The sequence below is a fragment of the Paraburkholderia sp. MM5477-R1 genome (genome assembly GCF_050436385.1).
Classification (GTDB): domain Bacteria; phylum Pseudomonadota; class Gammaproteobacteria; order Burkholderiales; family Burkholderiaceae; genus Paraburkholderia; species Paraburkholderia tuberum.
The window spans coordinates 609,924-625,942 of sequence record NZ_JBNDMC010000005.1; the positions used below are offsets into that span (position 1 = coordinate 609,924).

Sequence of the window (16,019 nt, forward strand, 5' to 3'; positions counted from 1 at the left end):
GGTGGACGTCGTCAGGGTCGGGAGTGTGAGTTCGCGATGCCGGAATCTGCAGCCCAGCTGCTCGACGCCGCGACCGTCGGCAATCCTTCACATTGCCGACGTAGAACCCAGCCCGCCCGAATGGCGGCAAAGGCCGAACTGCTGTCTCTGAGGCGCCGTCATGAACGATCGGACCATCTTGTTATCTGCGCTTGAACTCCCAACTGCGCGACCGGCGGCAATGCGGTCAAGAAGACCCATTCAGCGATAGCGATAACTTGTTCAACCGAAGGCAGCCAGCCGCCCCGGTGTGTCTACGGTGAGTTCGGGATGCGGCGCGACATGCGCCGAGCCATGATCGGCAGTCTGAGCGACGCGCAGACCCGCATCGGGAGTCGCTCTCGTGGAAACCACAGAGGTTCATCCTGTCGACAGATATCGGCGCTTCGAGTCCGGGCACGACAGCCTTCAGGGCTTGATTGAGCCATCCGGTGCGGACGGCGGATCGACACGCAGCCATGGCCCCGGCGTATTGCGGGCGCACTGCTGGCAAACGTCAACGCTCATATGGGCGCTGTCGCCGAAAATCGAGCCAAAGCCGCCACGCCAGTCGAGCGACACGTTTTGTACCACTTCCACTGGTCGTCATCGGCGTCATGCGCCGGCCGCAGCGGTCGCATGTGCAGGCCGCGACCTACCGCACTGTCCTGCCCCGGTATTTGCGCATGACCTACCCTTTTCCCCAGTCCGAGTTTTCCCAGTCCGGCGGCACGAGACCAAGCTGCTTCGCAGTGTCGACCGGCAGGCGCAACAGCACCGTGCCCGGGCCGCGCTCCATGTTCCCGAGCATCGTGACTTCAGCGGCTACACCGTCGAGCTCGAGATACACGACGTCGTCCGGCTCAAGAATCTCGGTGTAGAGATCCCAGCCGGGCTGATCACCCTCTTTCGCCTGATACCTGATGTGGTTCCTGGTACTCGTGAATCCCTGTCCCTTTTGCGAGCGTTTCGCCGATGCCCTGATTGTCGGCGGCCAATCGCTGCAGATACTGGATGCAGTCCGCGGCGTCACTGACAGCCGCCTCTCATTTCACTGTTCATCATGCGATCCCGGTTGGCCAGACAGGTTCGCGAGGTGCTCCGGCCTTATTCCTTCTTCCCGATGGAGCAGCCGATCTGAATGCGGCCATGACAGACTCGAGTCGATAACCGCAATATGCTCCAGGGAGCGCCATTGTCGCAATCTCCGATGCCCGGCGTATAGGGTGTCTGGCGAGAAGCAGGTTGGCCGAGCGGCCGTGCTGCTTGACGCTTATAAAATTTACAGCGCATTCCAGAACGCCACCATCACTCATCACTGACCGTGCACCGCACTCGGGTTCCGGAGAGCCTTTCACTATGGGACAATCGATCCCGTTGCTGCAATGGCGGTACAGGAATGGGAGCGAGAGAACGGTGCGTGAGGAACTGTCAGGCATCCTGCGGGCAAAATACCCGCTCATCTTCGACGTCAACCCGACAGTCGCTGATGATCTGGATACCGTCCCAACGGTTTTCTCCCTGTCGGGTTTCGAGTGCGGCGACGGCTGGTTCGATCTGATCGACATGTTGTGCGAGGCTGCAACTTGCTACAAAGCACGGCGCACCGCTCTGGCATCAGCGCTGGCCGTTGAGAAAGTCGAACCAGTCGTGCGCGAAAGCACAGCCGTGGTCAGGAATGCCCGAACCGGCCAGTTTCCTGTCGAAGTACGTTCTGGCCGGCTCCGGAATCTCATCCAGACGCACGTAACGGTAGCCTGCGCCATTCACGTGAACCGTCACCTGCGGTGACGCGGGTCGCGGCGGTAATGCTTCGCGTCCCGGGTTCAGCGCAGCGGCAACACAGCGCGCAACGAGATCCCATACGCTGCCCGCCCATCTCGGATAGCCGCGCACCGTGGCCCGCTCGCCGACCTGCCGGAGCACCGCATCGTCCAGGGCCACCCTGTAGTCCGCGAGTGCGCCGCCACTCACGCGCGCGATGTTCGCCGTCGCGATGACCCGCTGCACGTTCGGCGAGCCAGCTTTCAAGCAGTTCGCTTACGCGAAGAGCGCGCTGGACGGTCGACCCTTATCGCATCAAACGGAACGGAATTTCTGTCATCGGCAACGCGGCGGCGGCAGATTGGTCCATGTGATGTCGCAGTAGTCGCCGAAGGTTTTGCAGCTGATGCAGAACGGCGCAGAGCTAGCCGGCGCTGACCAGCCTGCGTTCGTTCACGAAGTGCAAGTGGTACGCTTTCTTCGGCCGGGCGATCAGCTGTCGGCGGACAATTTGCCGCCGTGCGCAACTTCATCGGCGCTGCGCTCGAAGAAGTACACGGCCACGCGCTTCAGAGGTACATCGAAGTAAGCTGCGAGTAGCGGCGTCAAGGCCGCCGCGAGCGCGCGTCGCAGCTCGACCGATCGCGCATACGCATGCACCTTGACGAACACCCGTTGAGCCCGACCATCGCCAGGAGGCAGATCCGTGGCGAGAGCACCATCGTGCGCATAGGCGTCGTCATCCAACCGTAAGAAAAACAGCGTGATTGCGGTGCTATCTACGTCGAAGATCAATGAGACGCACCGCGTCACCTCGCTGACGAAGGCGCTCAGTCGCGCATCGTTCGATGCACGCTCGCGGCGCGCGAAAATTTCCAGATAAGGCATGGCGGGTTCGATACCGATTCAGGGATGTCACCGCGAGCGAGAAGGCCGCGGCGTAACGATGAGCGCATCGACGCAAAAGCCGAAGCGCGCGTGAAAGAACGCACGCAAACGCGCGGCCGAACCGAAGCCCGCGTGATTCATCGACGCAAGCGCGGACATGCGTCCCGCCGCGATCTCGACGAACGCGCGCATCAGACGCTGCGTGCGCACGATCTCCGTCAGCGCGCTGCCTTCGCGAAACAGCTTCACGCTCAGTTCGTGCGGATCGATGTCCAGCGCCCGCGCTGCCTGCACGCGATTCCATTCCGCATCCGGCCGCCCGAACACTTCGAGCGCGAGCAGTTGCGCGATGCTCGCGGCGGTGGCATCGGCGGGAAGTATGCGGCACAGCGCCTGACGCGCGCCGGTGCGCTGCTGCATCAGATAGTCGAAGCGGCGCAGCGCGGGCACGTAGCGCATGCCGCGGATCGGCATCGGCACCGGCGCTTCGCCGGGACGGCACGCGAGCGCATGCATGCGGTCGATGACGTGCGCCTCGATGGCGAACGGAAACTGCAAGCCGCGCACGCATCGGCCGATCAGCACGCCTTCGCCGATTCGGCCCATTCCGGCGATCGGGCCACTTGCTGAAGAAAACTCTGCGCGCGAGCACATTGCGGACGATGAAAGAACGTCTCCGGCGGCGCGATCTCCGCAATTTGCCCGCGATCCATGAACACGATGCGATCCGCCACCGTGCGCGCGAAGGCCATCTCGTGCGTCACGCAGATCATCGTCATGCCGTCCTGCGCAAGGCTCACCATCACGTCGAGGACTTCCTTGATCATCTCGGGATCGAGCGCGGAGGTCGGCTCGTCGAACAGCATCAGGCGCGGCTTCATGCACAGCGCCCGCGCAATGGCCACGCGCTGCTGCTGGCCGCCCGACAATTGCGCCGGATACTTATGCGCGTGCTCGGGAATCTTCACACGCCCCAGATAGTGCATCGCGAGTTCGGTAGCATCGTGCTTCGAGAGCTTGCGCAGCCACATCGGCGCGAGAATCAGGTTGTCGAGCACCGACATGTGCGGAAACAGGTTGAACTGCTGAAACACCATGCCGACTTCGCGCCGAATCGCAGCGAGGTTGCGCGTATCGGACGTGAGTTCGATGCCATCGACGATCAAGGTGCCTTCCTGATGCTTCTCCAGCTGGTTGATGCAGCGGATAAGCGTCGATTTGCCCGACCCGGAAGGCCCGCAAATCACAATGCGCTCGCCGCGTGCCACTTGCAGGTTGATGTCGTTCAACGCGTGATACGTGCCGTAGTACGTGTGCACGCCGCGGAATTCGACCATGTGGTCGTTGAGTTGAATGACGGCATCGCTCATGGCGTTGCTCCTTTGATCAGGCCCGATTGCACCAGCGCGTTTCGAATGACGTCGCGCATCTCCGCCGAGACGGGCAGAAACGGCTCGCGCGCGCGTTCGCATTCGATGACGTTCATCATCGCCAGTGCGACCTTGATGCGCGCATACATTTCGTTGCGCGGCGCGGCATAGATTGCGCGCACGAGTGGCAGCATGCGCTCGCCGGCGCGGCGCATCGCGGCGAGGTCTTCGGCTTCGCCCGCGCGCCACAACGCGACGAGGTCCTGCGGAACGAGACTCGCGAGTCCGGACAGAATGCCGTCGCTGCCCACCGCAATCTGCGCGAGAAACCAGTCGAAATTCGATGCGAGTATCTTCAGGTCGGCACGCACCGCCTTCACCGCCGCGCGAGTTTCTTCGTAGGCGCGCATCGAATCGCTGCCTTCCTTGATCGCGACGACGAACGGCAGACGCGCCAGCTCGACGAGCGTCGCGGTCGAATAGCCGTAGCCCGACGCCAGCGGATACTGAAAGATCGCAAGCGGCAGCCCCGATGCCTCGCCAATTGCGCGAACGTACGCGACGACCATTGCCGTGCTCGCGTTCACGAACGTCGCGGGCGGGAAAACGGTCAGCATGCTCGCGCCGGCATTGCGGGCGGCGAGCGCTTCGTCGATCGCCTCGCGCGTCGAAGTCGCGATGATGCCCGCGACCAGCGGACGCCCATCGCCGAGCATTTCGCGTGTGAAGCGCAGCACGTCGATGCGCTCCTTGCGGTCGAGCGCGCCGCCTTCGCCCGCGTGACCGTTCACGAACACCGCGGAAATGCCGTCGGCGAGGCCGCAGTAGCGCAGCACGCGCTCATAGCTCTTCCAGTCGATCGACTGGTCCTCGTGGAACGGCAGCACGGTTGCGACCACCACGTCGCCGGGAGAATGCATCGTCTTCGTCATCTGTGGGTCCTCATGCGTGCGGTGTCATCGGCTGGTCTCATGGCCAGCGCCGAAATGCTTTTCGAGGCCGCGCTGAATCAAACCCCAGCCGGTCGTCATCAGCAGATAGAAGATCGCCGCCGCGCCGAACACTTCGAGCACTTCGAATTTCTCCTGCATCAGCATCTGGCTGCGGCGCATGAGTTCTTCCATCGAAATGACAGAGGTGATCGATGTCGATTTCAGCAACCCGTTCACCGAATTGCCGAACGACGGGATCATCAGGCGGAACGCCTGCGGCAGCGTGACTTTCCACATCACGAGCCAGCGCGGCAGTCCGAGCGCCTGCGCCGCTTCGTACTGGCCGCGCGCAACGCCCATGAAACCGCTGCGGATAATCTCGGCGAGATAGGCCGCTTCATTAAGAATCAGCGCCAGCAGCGACGACTCGATCACCGACAGTCGCACGCCCAACTGCGGCAAACCCGTATAGATGATCACGAGCTGAATCAGCAACGGCGTGCCGCGAAACACCCAGATATAGAAGCGCGCAATGCCGATCAAAGGCTTGCTCGCCGACATGCGCAGCATCGCGATCAGCATGCCGAGCACCATGCCGCCGATCACCGTCGCCACCGTCAGCCCGAGCGTGACGAACACGCCGCGCAGAAGGAAGCCGTTGACGAGATAGCCGAAGAAGTCGTGTACGTTGAACAGGTTCATCGCTCAGTCAGCCCGCTCATGCCGGTCCGGTTCCGCGCACCGTGATGTGCGCATCGGGCAGCCTGGTCATGCCGTAGCTGTCGAGCAGACGGGCGTAGCTGCCGTCGGCGCGCATGTCGTCGAGCGCATGTGCGACGGCTTCGGCCACCGCGCGCTGGCGGAACGCGAGCGTGGTCTGCGCATCCCCGAGGCCGGGCAGCGCCATGCGGGCCTGCTTGCGCTTGACGATGGCGCCCGCCGCGTAGCTCGGCAGCGCGGCGGCATCGAACTGACCGGCGCGCAATGCCGCGATCACTTCGCTCGCCGTCGCGAACGCGCGAATGGTGATGGGCTTGCCGCCTTCCTTCTCGCTTTCCTTCGACCGCTCGCGCAGCCAGCGCTCCTGATACGAATCCGCCTCGACGCCGATCGCGAGTCCGCGCAGGTCCTTCGCATCCTTGAGCGTAAGCTTGCTGTCCGGATTCGCGACGATATCGATGGTCGAAAGCGCATACGGCACCGTGTACATCGTGCGCGAACGCTCTTCGGTCCAGAACATGCCCGTGTTGATGCCATCGAAGCGGCCTGCCTTGAGCGCGGGAATCATCGCAGGGAAATCCATGCGCATGAAGTCGACCTGCACGCACAGACGCCTGGCGAGCTCACGGCCAAGTTCGATGTTCATGCCTTTCAGCTCGCCGTCGCCATCGACGAATTGCAAGGGCGGCAGCGTCGGGTTCGTCGAGAGCAGTATGTGTCCCGGGTTCACCAGCGTCCCCGAGGGAATCGTGGAAGTGCATGCATGGGCGGATCCGGTCGCGGCGAACCACGCCGCGCAGAGGGTCGTGACGGCGGCGAGCACCTTCGCCGGGCGGCTTGTAAACATGGAACCTCCGAAATGACGGAACGACGATGAACACGGCGTAAGCAGCACGATGCGGCTCCCGGTAACGAGACATTACGGTGGCCGCAATGGGACGCGCCAGTGAAAAAAAATGGCCAACTATAACGGCGCGTTATACGGCGAAGGCTCCGCGACGGCCGCTTGCGGCGTCGCAGAAACGTTTTTTTTACGCGCGTGCGCGCATTAATATGGCGACTTAAGATGGAGACGTCGCCCGGCGGACTCACACGATCGGGACGATCGGAACGATGGCGAACATACGAGACGAGACGAGACGAAACGGGACGATCATGAACAGGGGCGGCACCGCGCGGGTCTTGATCAACCTGCGTCAGCTTGAAGTCTTGCGCGCCGTGATGCGCTACCGGACCACGACGGGCGCCGCCGACGAGCTGGGCATGTCGCAGCCCGCCGTCAGCAACGCCATCCGCTTGGCCGAAGCCAAGCTGGGCTTCGCGCTGTTCGATCGCATCAGCAACCGGCTCATTCCCACGTCCGAAGCGAAGATGCTGTTCGACGACGCCGAACCGCTCTTCCTCGTGCATCAGGCCATTCAGCAGAAAGCGTGGGATTTGCGTACTGGCCGCGCGGGCGTGATCCGCATTTTCGCCACGGCGGAACTGTCCGAATGGCTCGTGCCCAAAGTGCTCGCGCGCTTTTGCGCCGATCATCCGCGCGTGAAGATTCACCTCGAAACCATGCGCATGGACGCGCTGCTCGAAAGCCTCGACTCCGGCATGGCCGATGTCGGCCTCTCGATGATGCCGCCCACACGCCCGAGCCTCGTCAGCGAGTTGTTGGCCGAATTCTCGGTGATGTGCGCCGCGCCGCCCGGCGATGCCATCGACATGCTCGATGTCGTCGCGCCATCCGACCTCAAGGGCCGGCGGGTGATCGGCCCGCCCGCGCGGAGTCCGCTCGGGCTGATCGTCGAGCGCGCCTTCGAGGCGGCGGGCGACTACTTCGTGCCCGAGATCGAAGTGCGCTTTGCCAACATCGCGTGCAGGCTCGTCAGCGAAGGGCTGGGCGTTGCCGTCGTCGATGAACTGTCGGCGCTCGCGCAGCCGCCCGGCAGCGTCGTCGTGCGTCCGCTGAAGACGAGCATGCCCGTCACGCTTTGCGCGCTGACGCCGAAGGACCGCCCGCGTCAGCGTCTCACGCAGAGCTTCGTCGATCATGCGCGCGAGGCCGTCAAGGCGCAACGCGCGGCCGCCGCGTTCACCGCGGTGCGTCAAGGGACGCGCGAAGCGTCTTAGCGGCCACGCGAAGCATCGTAGATCAAGACAATGAGACCGGCTTATAGTCGGTCGCATCCATTTAATAGCGCCGCGCGCGCAGCGAACGTTTCTCGATTGTTATTCTGAATGTGACCTCGATCGTTGCATCGGATGCCTGCTCAAAGGACTCCGATGCAACGGTTCATTTCCTTCGGAATAGCCATGCTCAAACTTCTCGACGGCGTTCGCGTCATCAGCTTCAATCACTTTCATGCGGGACCGATGGCCGCGCAGATGCTTGCCGATCTCGGAGCGGACGTCATCGCCGTGGAGCCGATCGATGGCGCGTTTCATCGCAATTGGGCGGTCGCGAATCGCTTCGTCGGCGGACAAAGCGTCAATCACCTGACGACGGGACGCAACAAGCGCAGCCTGTCCATCGACATGAAAAGCGAAGCGGGACGCGCGCTTGCGCGTCAACTCGTCGCGCGCGCCGATGTGGTAATGGAGAACTTCCGCCCCGGCGCGATGGCGCGGCTCGGTCTGGGCTACGAGCAAGTGCGCGACGCGAATCCGCGCGTGATCTATGCGAGCGCGAGCGGCTACGGCGGCTCGGGTCCGTATGCCGCACGCCCTGGGCAGGATCTGCTGCTACAGGCGCTGTCGGGACTGGCTGCGCGGACTGGCCGCGCCGATGGTCCACCCACGCCGGTCGGCCCGGTCATCGTCGATCAACACGCGGCCACGATCTATGTGATGAGCATCCTCGCCGCGCTGTTCAACCGCGAACGCACGGGCGATGGGCGTCTCGTCGAAGTGAGTCTGTTGCAGGCGGCGATCGATCTGCAAACGGAATCGCTGACCGCGTGGCTCAACGGCGCGCGCAGCGATTCGCCGCGCGGCGCGGAAGGACTCGCGAGCTGGTTCAGCCAGGGCGCGTACGGCATCCACGCGACCGCCGACGGTCACATGGCCATTTCGATGGCAACGCCCGACGCGCTCAAACGCGTACTCGACGATCCCGCGCTGGATGCGTTCACGAACGACATGGGCTTCTCGCATCGAGAGGAGATCACGCGTGCGGTTGCGCGCCGCATCGCGCAGAAGACGACTGCCGAATGGCTCGACATCCTGCGCGACAGCGACGTGTGGCACGCGCCCGTTCAGGACTATGACGACCTTCAGGCCGATCCGCAGCTTCAACATCTCGGCACGTTCCAGAACGCCGAGAGCGGGACGGGCGAAGCGGTCACGTTCGTCATGCATCCCGCGCGTTACGACGGACAGGCGCCGGGCGTCGCGCGCGTGCCGCAGGCACTAGGCGCGCAGACCGACGAAATCCTCGACGAACTCGGCTATACGCGCGAACAGATCGACTCCTTCAAGGCGAAAGGCGTCGTGCGTTCCGTCGACACGCCCTCTTCAACCGCTCACTAAAAGCACGCACGTCATGATCGATTTCTCCATTCCCTCCGAAACGCAGTTACTCGTCGATACGGTGCGCAAGTTCGTGACCAACGAAGTGCAGCCGCTCGAAGCCGAAACCGAGGCGACCGGGATCGTGCCCCCCGAGAAGCTGCGCATCGTGCGCCACAAGGCGCAGACACTCGGCCTCTTCGCGATGAACATGCCCGACGAAGTCGGCGGCGGCGGTCTGTCGAACGTCGATATGTGCCTGGTCGAGGAAGAGTTGGGCAGGACGTCGGACGCGTTGATCCGCCGCATCTTCGGACAGGTGTATCCGATGCTGATGGCCTGCCAGGGCGATCAGCGCGACAAGTATCTGCTGCCCACGGTGCGCGGCGAAAAGATCTGCGCGATGGCGATCACCGAGCCCGGCGCGGGATCGGACGCGGCGGCGATTTCCACCACCGCACGGCTCGACGGCGACGAGTGGGTGATCGACGGGCGCAAGCATTTCATCAGCGACGGCGATATCGCCGATTACGTGATCGTGATGGCCGTCACCGACAAGGAGAAACGCGCGCGCGGCGGCATCACGCTGCTTCTCGTGGACAAGGGCACGCCGGGCTTCGAAGTCACCGGCAAGCAGCCGATGATGGGGCATCGCGGCTATGGTCACGCCGAACTCGTGTTCGAGAACTGCCGCATTCCGCGCGCGAACGTGCTGGGCGAAATCGGCGGCGGGTTCAAGCTCATCATGGAGAGCGTGTCGTCGATCCGTCTCGCGCATATCGGCGCGCGCGCGTGCGGCATGGCGCAGCGCGTGCTCGAACTCATGCGCAATCACGCTGCGGAGCGGAGGCAGTTTGGTCAGCCCATCGGCGACTTCCAGATGGTGCAGCAGATGATCGCCGACAGCGCAACTGAAATCTTCGCGACCCGCATGATGGTGATGAACACCGCGTGGGAACTCGATCAGGGCCACGACGTGCGCGACAAGCTTTCGATGGTCAAGCTCTATGCATCGGAGATGATCGGACGGGTTGCGGATCGCGGCATTCAGGTATTCGGCGGCATGGGCTACACGAAGGAAATGCCGCTCGAACGCATCTATCGCGACAGCCGTGTCACGCGCATCTACGACGGCACGTCGGAGATTCATCGCATGCTCATCGCGCGCAGCGTCATCAAGCGCGGCCTCACGCTTTAAGCCCTTATTTTAGGACCTTTTCATGCAGACCGAGACCATTCCCGAACGCGGCGCCAGCCTATCGTTTCGCAAGACCATGACCGTCGCGGAGCAGGCGATGTTTACCGGCATCAGCGGCAATCTCGCGCCGCTTCATGTCGATGCCGCCGCCGCGCGCGCGGCAGGCTTTCCCAACATGCTGAGCTTCGAACTGGCCGTGCTGTCACTCGCGACCTCGGCATTGAACCGGCTGGCGGGACCGGCGTGGCGCATCGGCGCGCTCGACATGCGCTTCGATGCACCCGTTGCGGTCGGCAGCACGATCGAGGCGTCCGCGACCGTCACCGAAGCCGATCCGCAGGCGATCCGCTTCGACGTGACCTGCACGCTCGACGGCGGCGCACGCGCCATTCGCGGCCACGCGACCATGGTGCCGCTGGTGGCATCGGCTGCATTGGTCTGAGCGGAGCGCGCCATGTACGACATCAAGCCATTCGATTCGCTTTCCGTCGGCGACGAAGTGAGCATCTGCAAGACCATCACCGAAGCCGATGGCGCCATGTACATCGCCGCGACGGGCGACTTCGGGCCGGTTCACGTCGACGAAGGTTATGCGGGCAAGACGCGCTTCGGCCAGCGGCTCGCGCCGGGCATTCTGGTGGCGGGCATCTGCACGAGCGTGCTGACGGCGGAACTGGTCGGCACGCTGGGCGTGTCGATCGAAGACCGCTTCTGGTTCACGGGTCCGGTCTTTTACGGCGATACGCTGCGCTTTCGCATCTGGATCGATGCAATGCAGCCCGACACGCGCACCGCCGTCTGGAAAGCGAGCGCCACAAACGAAGAAGGCAACGAAGTGCTGAAGGCCGAAGCGACGCTGAAATTTCCGCGCCCGAAACCCGTCGCCGCTTGAGATGAACTCGATGAAATTTTCCGCCGACCGTTTGCCCGTGAATTCAAGCGGGCCGTTCATTCATATCGTGCGCATCGATGTGGCGCCCGAGCACGACGAAGCGTTCAACCGCTGGTACGTCGACGTGCATCTTCCGGCGATTCTCGGCTGTCCCGGCTGGCTGACGGGCGCGCGCTACATCGCCATCGACGATGGTCCGCGTTATGCCGCCGTCTATACGATCGCGGGCGACTGGGCGTACGAAACGCCCGAGTTTCTCGCGGTGAAGGGCTTCATGGAGTTCGAAGCGCACGTGAGCAATTTCATGCGCCTGCGTCTCGCGCCGATCTAAAGCAGAAAGGGCCGTTCGCTTTCGAGAACGGCCCTGACTCATGCAGCTTTATTGCGGACCCGGCCCGCGAATCCCGAAGCTCGCGGCCTTCAAGGGCGTCATGTGAAACTTGCTGAAGAGCTTGTCGTAGGTGCCATCGCTTTTGAGTTCCGCAAGCGCCCGCGCGACGGCTTCGGCGGTCGCCTTGTCGCGCATCGCGAACGTGATGTCGGTGCCTTCGAGTCCATGGGTCCAGATTTTCACAATACCGCGATCCGCGAGCGATGTCGCCGTCTCGTCGATATTGATGCCCGCTTCGAGCTGACGCGCGCGCAGTGCCGCCGATGTATCGGTGACGGTCATGAAGGTGCGGAAATCGATGCTCTTCTTGCCGTCCGCGACGAGCTTCGCGTTGACCTCGCGCGCCTTGCGCTCCTGATACGTCGACAATTCCACGCCCACAGAATGTCCCGACAGGTCCGCGAAACTCTTTGGCTGGAACGTGCTGCCGGGCAGCGTGTAGATGCTTAGCGCCTGTTGTCCGTATGGCACCATGTACAGCATCTTGGAACGCTCTTCGGTCCAGAACAGACCGGTGTTAATCGCATCGAACTGGCCGGTGCGCAGGCCGGGAATCATCGGCGGCATGTCCATGCGCACGAACACCGGTTCGAGACAGAGCTTCTCCGCAATCGCGCGGCCGAGTTCGACGTTCAGGCCCTGAAGCTGGCCTTTGTCGTCGACGTATTGCTGCGGCGGCAAGGTCGGATTGATCGCCATCTGAAACTTGCCCGAGGCGACGAGATGCGACGCCGCGAGCTTCGGCGTGCAGGCGGCCGATGCCGCGTTCGCCGTGTTCATCGAACACGAAAGCACGCCTAGCATGGCCGTGCCTAGTAAGAGTTGCCTGATCATTTTTCGTATCCCTGTTTGCGATCGTTTGAATGCGTCATTCCGCGCGTGTCTTCGTGTCGCGCGCGGGAGAAGGCGTCGGGGCGCGCGTGCTTACGCATCGCGCGAGAGAACCAGCGCGGCGTGCCGTGCATCGATCACGACTTCATCGCACTGATTGAGGAGCCGCACGGCTTCGGTCAGCACGCCGCGCCCCGGCTTCGAACTGAGCCGCTTGTCGATGACGTTGAAGCTCACGCGCACCGTGTCGCCCGCGAGTACCGGTTGCCTGAAGCGCACCGCGTCCCAGCCGAGCGACGCGATCGACGTGTTCTCGTAGAGCTTCATCGATGTCTTGAGCCCTTCCATCAACGCAAGGCCATAAAGCCCGTGCGCGATCAGCCCGGAGAAGCCGCGGCTTTTCGCATACTCTGCGTCCGTGTGCAGCGGGTGAAAATCCTCGGTCAGCGCGCAGAACGCCGCGATATCGTCGGGCGTGATGGTGCGCGCGGGGCTGGTCATCACTTCGTCAATCACGACGTCTTCGAAATAGAGATCGGTTTTCATCGTGGCGATGCCTCGCGTGCGATCAGCGTGTCGCGCAGATTCATCGGGCCGGGACGGAAGATGCGTGCGTCCATCCGTTTGAGGTCTTCGCTCACGCGCACATCGAACGCGATGCGATCGAGCACGTCTTCCTTCAGCCGCGCACCCGGCGCGATTTCCTTCAGCACGAGTCCGTCCGCTTCGAGATCGAAGACCGCGCGGTCCGTCACGAACTTGACGTGCTGGCCGCGTTCGCGCGCGAGTTCGCCGGAGAAGCTGACCTGATCGACGCGCGGCAAGAACTTGTCGAAGGCGCCGTCGCGGCGAATTTGCAGCTCGCCATCGCTCACGCCGATATCAAGCTCGCCGCCCGTCAGGGAGCCGTTGAACACAAGCCGCTTGCTGTTCTGCGTGATGTCGATGAAACCGCCCGAGCCGTCCGCGCGCTCGCCGAAGCGTGTGACGTTGACATTGCCGCGCGCATCGACCTGTGCAAACGACAGGAACGCGCACGTGAGGCCGCCGCCATCGTAGAAATCGAACTGATAGGCCTGGTCAAGGATCATGCGCGGATTCACCGCCGTGCCGAACTCACGCGTATGGCCCGGCACTCCGCCGACGACACCCGATTCGACCGTCAGCGTCATCATGTCGGAGATGCCTTCTTCGGCGGCGACGTTGGGGATCATCGCGGAGACGCCGACGCCGAGATTCACGACATCGTTCAGCCGCAGCTCGAAGGCGGCACGCCGCGCGATCACGCGTCGCGCGGTTAGTGCATCAGGCACGATGCGCGATGCCGGCAGACGCGTCTCACCACTTCGCGCGGGGTCGTAACGCGTCGTGTAGGTCTGCAGCTGCTCCGGCTCGACGACGAAGTAATCAATCAGGAAGCCGGGGATCTTGATCATGTGCGGATTGACGCTGCCGCGCTGCACGATGCGCTTCACCTGACAGATGACGATGCCGCCCGCGTTATGCACCGCCTGCGCGATCGACAGGTCTTCGCGCGTCGTGGCTTCGTGCTCCATGCTGACGTAGCCGTCTTCATCCGCAGAGGTGCCGCGAATGATCGCGACATTCGGCACGCCCGGCGCGCGATAGAACAGATACTCGCCGCCCGCGACATGCAGCAGGTCGACGAGCGGTTCCGTCGTGCAATCATTCATGCGTCCACCGTCCTGGCGCGGATCGACATACGTACGCAGGCCGACGTGCGACACGAGACCCGGCTGACGGCCCGCCATCGCGCGGCACATCTGCGCCATCACGCCTTGCGGAAAGTTGTACGCCTCGATGCGGTTCGCGCGGATCAGCCGCATGAACGGCATCTGCATGCCATAGTTGCCGCCGATCACGCGCCTGACCAGCTCCGGATACGCCAGCCGGCACAAGCCTTTCTCGTGCACCGCGCCGACGCCCGTCACATGAAAGAGCGTGAGATCGCGCGGACCGTCGCCCGACAGATGACGCGCCTCGATCGCTTCGAAGATCGCTTCGGGCACGCCCGATCCGCCGTTGCCGCCCGTCATCAGCATGTCGCCGTCGCGGATCAGCGCGGCGGCTTCCTTTGCCGTTATGCACTTGATCATAATGCGCCTTATGTCCGTTCTTTCTCGATCTGCCGCGCGATGATGAGGCGCTGGATCTGATTCGTGCCTTCGAAAATCTGCGCGAGGCGCACGTCGCGGAACAGACGCTCGACGCGATATTCGCGCGAGTAGCCGTTGCCGCCGTGGATTTGCAGCGCGTTGGAGACGTGGCGCATGGCCATGTCGGTGGTGAAGAGCTTCGCGTGCGCCGCTTCCTTCGCGATGGCCAAGCCCGCGTCATGCACGCGCGCCGCGTGATGGATCAGGAGACGCGACGCCGCAATATCCGTAGACATATCGGCGAGCATGAACTGGATCGCCTGAAACGATGCGATCGGGCTGCCGAACTGACGCCGCGTCGATGCGTACGCCTGCGCGTCTTCGAACGCGGCCTGCGCCATGCCGAGCGCCATCGCGGACATCAGTAGGCGGCTGAAGTTGAAGTTCGCCATCGCCATTTTGAACGCGCGATGTTCTACGCCGACGAGCGCATCGGCTGCGAGCTTCACGTTATCGAACGCGATCTGGCAGTCTTCCAGACCGTGCATGCCGAGCAGTTCCTCAGACTTACCGCGCCTGATGCCGGGCAGGTTCATATCGACGAGAAAGCAACTGATCGCATGATGCCCGTCCTGGCCTTTTTCGATCGGCGTGCGCGCGAACACCAGGACGAAATCCGCGGCGCCGCCGAGCGTGACCCACGCCTTGACCCCGTTGAGCACGTAGCCGTCCGCCGTGCGACGCGCGGTCGTCTTGAGACTGGCGACATCGGAACCGTGGTCGGGTTCCGACACGGCGGTCGCCGCGACGATGCTGCCGTCAAGCAATCCCGCGATGCGTTCCTTCTGAGCCTCGCTGCCGTGCTGATACAGGAAGAGCGCCGCTTCCACGGGAATGGCGAACGCGTTGCCGATGCTGCCGGAGCAGCGCGCCAGCTCTTCCATTGCGATGCAGACGGACACGGTATCGAGACCCGCGCCGCCGCCCGCTTCGGGCAGGCTGATGCCGAACAGGCCGAGTTCGGCCATTTGCCGATACAAGGTGCGATCGAAGCGGTCTTCTCGATCGATCGCGGCGGCGCGTTTCAGCACTTCGCGCTCGGCGAAACGGCGCGTGGTATCGCGCAGCGAAGTCTGCTCTTCGGAAAGAAATAGTTGCATGGGTCCCGTCGTTGCTTTGCGACCTCGTCGTGATGACGAGCATTCGATAGCAGTATGGGTGGAGCAAAAAACGACGGTTATCGCAAACGTGACGTTGAGTATTCACTGCTCTTATAGACTTGAAATAATGCGAATCCGAACTTGTTTCGTCTCCTGGCGCCTCCGTTGCAATCCGTCGCGCCGTGGGACTGCCAAGGGCCGCTGCTAGCGGTAACGCCGTCGTCTGAACGACACTTCTCA

Annotated in this window: 18 protein-coding genes; 6 read left to right on the top strand and 12 right to left on the bottom strand. The window is 63.1% G+C overall.

What is annotated here, in order from left to right:
- Positions 1 to 709 precede the first annotated feature (709 nt).
- The 8 genes from OKW35_RS15130 to OKW35_RS15165 form a co-directional block, all read right to left on the bottom strand.
- Positions 710 to 1,051, bottom strand: coding sequence for a hypothetical protein (locus OKW35_RS15130; RefSeq protein WP_429354944.1), 342 nt, complete (start codon positions 1,049 to 1,051; stop codon positions 710 to 712).
- Between the two features lie 584 nt (positions 1,052 to 1,635).
- On the bottom strand, positions 1,636 to 2,049 hold the full coding sequence (locus OKW35_RS15135; protein ID WP_090812188.1) for a hypothetical protein: 414 nt from the start codon (positions 2,047 to 2,049) through the stop codon (positions 1,636 to 1,638).
- A gap of 225 nt (positions 2,050 to 2,274) precedes the next feature.
- Positions 2,275 to 2,670: a hypothetical protein gene (locus OKW35_RS15140; RefSeq protein ID WP_090812187.1), complete on the bottom strand. Its 396-nt coding sequence runs from the start codon at positions 2,668 to 2,670 to the stop codon at positions 2,275 to 2,277.
- Between the two features lie 27 nt (positions 2,671 to 2,697).
- Positions 2,698 to 3,276, bottom strand: a complete 579-nt coding sequence (locus tag OKW35_RS15145) for a hypothetical protein (RefSeq protein ID WP_090812186.1) — start codon at positions 3,274 to 3,276, stop codon at positions 2,698 to 2,700.
- Complete coding sequence (locus OKW35_RS15150; RefSeq protein WP_090812185.1) at positions 3,249 to 4,040, bottom strand: amino acid ABC transporter ATP-binding protein; 792 nt, start codon at positions 4,038 to 4,040, stop codon at positions 3,249 to 3,251. The genes OKW35_RS15145 and OKW35_RS15150 overlap by 28 nt, the downstream gene beginning before the upstream one ends.
- Entirely contained in the window at positions 4,037 to 4,972 is a 936-nt protein-coding gene (locus tag OKW35_RS15155; protein WP_090812184.1) for a dihydrodipicolinate synthase family protein, read from the bottom strand. The genes OKW35_RS15150 and OKW35_RS15155 overlap by 4 nt, the downstream gene beginning before the upstream one ends.
- Positions 4,973 to 4,996: 24 nt before the next feature.
- A complete protein-coding gene (locus OKW35_RS15160) occupies positions 4,997 to 5,674 on the bottom strand; it encodes an amino acid ABC transporter permease (RefSeq protein WP_090812183.1) in 678 nt (225 codons plus the stop codon).
- 16 nt (positions 5,675 to 5,690) lie between these two features.
- Positions 5,691 to 6,539 carry an ABC transporter substrate-binding protein gene (locus tag OKW35_RS15165; protein WP_429552458.1) on the bottom strand — a complete coding sequence of 283 codons (849 nt, stop codon included), beginning with the start codon at positions 6,537 to 6,539 and terminating at the stop codon, positions 5,691 to 5,693.
- A 266-nt stretch (positions 6,540 to 6,805) separates the two neighbouring features.
- Between OKW35_RS15165 and OKW35_RS15170 the strand changes: the two genes are divergently transcribed.
- The 6 genes from OKW35_RS15170 to OKW35_RS15195 all read left to right on the top strand — a co-directional run bounded on the left by OKW35_RS15170 (position 6,806) and on the right by OKW35_RS15195 (position 11,611).
- Positions 6,806 to 7,813: a LysR family transcriptional regulator gene (locus OKW35_RS15170; protein ID WP_429552459.1), complete on the top strand. Its 1,008-nt coding sequence runs from the start codon at positions 6,806 to 6,808 to the stop codon at positions 7,811 to 7,813.
- A 183-nt stretch (positions 7,814 to 7,996) separates the two neighbouring features.
- The gene (locus tag OKW35_RS15175; protein ID WP_429552460.1) at positions 7,997 to 9,211 is read left to right on the top strand and encodes a CaiB/BaiF CoA transferase family protein; all 1,215 of its coding nucleotides are present in this window, start codon (positions 7,997 to 7,999) and stop codon (positions 9,209 to 9,211) included.
- A 13-nt stretch (positions 9,212 to 9,224) separates the two neighbouring features.
- Complete coding sequence (locus OKW35_RS15180) at positions 9,225 to 10,388, top strand: acyl-CoA dehydrogenase family protein (protein ID WP_090812179.1); 1,164 nt, start codon at positions 9,225 to 9,227, stop codon at positions 10,386 to 10,388.
- 22 nt (positions 10,389 to 10,410) lie between these two features.
- A complete protein-coding gene (locus tag OKW35_RS15185) occupies positions 10,411 to 10,830 on the top strand; it encodes a MaoC/PaaZ C-terminal domain-containing protein (RefSeq protein WP_090812178.1) in 420 nt (139 codons plus the stop codon).
- A gap of 12 nt (positions 10,831 to 10,842) precedes the next feature.
- The gene (locus OKW35_RS15190; protein WP_090812177.1) at positions 10,843 to 11,280 is read left to right on the top strand and encodes a MaoC family dehydratase; all 438 of its coding nucleotides are present in this window, start codon (positions 10,843 to 10,845) and stop codon (positions 11,278 to 11,280) included.
- A gap of 10 nt (positions 11,281 to 11,290) precedes the next feature.
- On the top strand, positions 11,291 to 11,611 hold the full coding sequence (locus tag OKW35_RS15195) for a DUF4286 family protein (protein ID WP_090812590.1): 321 nt from the start codon (positions 11,291 to 11,293) through the stop codon (positions 11,609 to 11,611).
- 48 nt (positions 11,612 to 11,659) lie between these two features.
- On the opposite strand, the gene OKW35_RS15200 is transcribed toward OKW35_RS15195, so the two are convergent.
- The 4 genes from OKW35_RS15200 to OKW35_RS15215 all read right to left on the bottom strand — a co-directional run bounded on the left by OKW35_RS15200 (position 11,660) and on the right by OKW35_RS15215 (position 15,779).
- Positions 11,660 to 12,505, bottom strand: a complete 846-nt coding sequence (locus OKW35_RS15200; protein ID WP_429354949.1) for an ABC transporter substrate-binding protein — start codon at positions 12,503 to 12,505, stop codon at positions 11,660 to 11,662.
- A 90-nt stretch (positions 12,506 to 12,595) separates the two neighbouring features.
- Positions 12,596 to 13,048 carry a MaoC family dehydratase gene (locus tag OKW35_RS15205; protein WP_429354950.1) on the bottom strand — a complete coding sequence of 151 codons (453 nt, stop codon included), beginning with the start codon at positions 13,046 to 13,048 and terminating at the stop codon, positions 12,596 to 12,598.
- Positions 13,045 to 14,619 (bottom strand): acyl CoA:acetate/3-ketoacid CoA transferase, encoded by a 1,575-nt coding sequence (locus OKW35_RS15210; protein WP_429354951.1) that lies wholly within the window; start codon positions 14,617 to 14,619, stop codon positions 13,045 to 13,047. Before OKW35_RS15210 ends, OKW35_RS15205 begins: the two co-directional genes overlap by 4 nt.
- An 8-nt stretch (positions 14,620 to 14,627) precedes the next feature.
- Positions 14,628 to 15,779, bottom strand: coding sequence for an acyl-CoA dehydrogenase family protein (locus OKW35_RS15215; protein WP_090812173.1), 1,152 nt, complete (start codon positions 15,777 to 15,779; stop codon positions 14,628 to 14,630).
- Positions 15,780 to 16,019: the final 240 nt, after the last annotated feature.

Coding starts and splice junctions, on each gene's coding strand:
- OKW35_RS15140 (WP_090812187.1), bottom strand. CDS start 2,670: ATGCCTTATCTGGAAATTTTCGCGCGCCGCGAGCGTGCATCGAACGAT.
- OKW35_RS15145 (WP_090812186.1), bottom strand. CDS start 3,276: ATGGGCCGAATCGGCGAAGGCGTGCTGATCGGCCGATGCGTGCGCGGC.
- OKW35_RS15150 (WP_090812185.1), bottom strand. CDS start 4,040: ATGAGCGATGCCGTCATTCAACTCAACGACCACATGGTCGAATTCCGC.
- OKW35_RS15155 (WP_090812184.1), bottom strand. CDS start 4,972: ATGACGAAGACGATGCATTCTCCCGGCGACGTGGTGGTCGCAACCGTG.
- OKW35_RS15160 (WP_090812183.1), bottom strand. CDS start 5,674: ATGAACCTGTTCAACGTACACGACTTCTTCGGCTATCTCGTCAACGGC.
- OKW35_RS15165 (WP_429552458.1), bottom strand. CDS start 6,539: ATGTTTACAAGCCGCCCGGCGAAGGTGCTCGCCGCCGTCACGACCCTC.
- OKW35_RS15170 (WP_429552459.1), top strand. CDS start 6,806: ATGGCGAACATACGAGACGAGACGAGACGAAACGGGACGATCATGAAC.
- OKW35_RS15175 (WP_429552460.1), top strand. CDS start 7,997: ATGCTCAAACTTCTCGACGGCGTTCGCGTCATCAGCTTCAATCACTTT.
- OKW35_RS15180 (WP_090812179.1), top strand. CDS start 9,225: ATGATCGATTTCTCCATTCCCTCCGAAACGCAGTTACTCGTCGATACG.
- OKW35_RS15185 (WP_090812178.1), top strand. CDS start 10,411: ATGCAGACCGAGACCATTCCCGAACGCGGCGCCAGCCTATCGTTTCGC.
- OKW35_RS15190 (WP_090812177.1), top strand. CDS start 10,843: ATGTACGACATCAAGCCATTCGATTCGCTTTCCGTCGGCGACGAAGTG.
- OKW35_RS15195 (WP_090812590.1), top strand. CDS start 11,291: ATGAAATTTTCCGCCGACCGTTTGCCCGTGAATTCAAGCGGGCCGTTC.
- OKW35_RS15200 (WP_429354949.1), bottom strand. CDS start 12,505: ATGATCAGGCAACTCTTACTAGGCACGGCCATGCTAGGCGTGCTTTCG.
- OKW35_RS15205 (WP_429354950.1), bottom strand. CDS start 13,048: ATGAAAACCGATCTCTATTTCGAAGACGTCGTGATTGACGAAGTGATG.
- OKW35_RS15210 (WP_429354951.1), bottom strand. CDS start 14,619: ATGATCAAGTGCATAACGGCAAAGGAAGCCGCCGCGCTGATCCGCGAC.
- OKW35_RS15215 (WP_090812173.1), bottom strand. CDS start 15,779: ATGCAACTATTTCTTTCCGAAGAGCAGACTTCGCTGCGCGATACCACG.